Consider the following 1,549-nt stretch of genomic DNA (forward strand, 5'->3'; position numbering starts at 1 on the left):
GTCGACCGTGAACAATCCGAGCCCTAAGCGGCGACCGGCTTCGGCCGGATTTGAAGCAGGGCAATCAAGAGCGACAAAAACCCCTTCAGCCACCTGAGCAGGAGGGAGAAGTTGTAGCCGGCGGCGGCCAGGATGGCGTTGAGGGTGTCGCCCTGCTGGCCGGCGAGGTAGTTGCGGCCCATTCTGTGTTCGCTCTTGATGTGGCCGATGACGGGCTCGACCGCCGACCGCCGTCGCATCTGGCGCTTGATGGCTGGGGTGACGCGGCGTTTCTGGCCCGCGGTGAAGACCCTGAGCTTGTGGCTCTGCGGTGCGTTGTGGCCGCGATAGCCGGCGTCGGCGAGGATGCGGCCGATCTCGTTGCCGATGGTCTTTTCCATGTCGGGGATGACGCTTGCCAGCGTGTGGCCGTCATAGGGATTGCCGGGCAGTGCTTTTGCATGCAGGGCGAACTGGCCGCCCCTGGAGCGCTTCAGCGTGGTGGCCACCGACACCTTCACCCCGAACTCGTAGGGCGCATGCGCCTTGCCCTTGCCGATGCATTCCACCTCGTGTGCGTGCAGGCTGTAGATCTTGCGGCCGCGCTGGCGCTGGCGTTGCTCGAGAACGGTGGCGGCCTGGTAGAGCGGCCATTTGAACAGCGTCCAGCCCCTGATCGCCGGCGATCTGGCGACCAATGTCGCGAATGGTCCGGCCGAGATAGGTCTTGAGCTTGCGTAGCGCCTTGTTGGCCCGCTTGAACTGCTTGGCGTGGGCATAGCGCTGGTGGCTGATCAGCGCCAGCTTGCCGACCCGCACATAACTCTGGCGCAAATGGAGACCCGTCCTCTTGGCCAGCCGCACCAGCCGTTCGCGTGCCCGATGGATGAGCTTGGCGTCGGTCGGGAACATGACGTTCTTCGGCTGCACGGTGGTGTCGACGATCACCTGGCGCGTGTCGGCCGGTTTCATCGCCCCGGTCTTGACCGCGAGGCTGAGGCTCTCCTGCAACAGCACCATAATCCGCTCCTCGCCCATACGGCTGCGCCAACGCGTCATCGAGGAGCGGTCGAACGGCAGCGTATGGCAAAAGAACGTCTCGCCGGTGAGATACTGGAAATAAGGGTTCTCCACCCAGCGCTCGCACAGCACCTCATCCGACAGGTTGAAGGTGTGCTTGAGGATCGCCAGCCCCGCCATCAGCCGGGTCGGCAGCGGCGGCATGCCGGGGCCGTCCGAATAGACGGCGCCGAAACGCTCCTCCAGCACCGGCCAGTCGATCGCCTGCGCCAGCCGCACCAGCTCGTGCTTCATGTTGATGATTTGGTCGAGCCGGGAGCGGAACAGGTCCTGCTCTCCCGTCTCGCGCTTCTCGCGTGGCCTGGACATTCGCTGTCCCCTCGATTCGCCGCCGCCGAACCGAGTGAATCACGCTCCGCGCCACAAGGGAATCGCAAAACCGAATTGCAGGAAAACAGCGTCCAAATACCGCTAATCCTGCAATTCCAAAGCCGCTATCCGCCTCAATCAACAGGCCAGATCAATGGCTTGCGGATAGTTCACGGCCGAC

General features: G+C 63.7%; 1 pseudogene. It reads right to left on the reverse strand.

Annotated features, from left to right (window positions below):
• Positions 1 to 23 precede the first annotated feature (23 nt).
• Positions 24 to 1,368, reverse strand: a pseudogene (locus CK226_RS34245) (IS5 family transposase).
• Positions 1,369 to 1,549 lie beyond the last annotated feature (181 nt).

Source organism: Mesorhizobium sp. WSM4311, assembly GCF_002295115.1.
Taxonomy (GTDB): Bacteria; Pseudomonadota; Alphaproteobacteria; order Rhizobiales; family Rhizobiaceae; genus Mesorhizobium.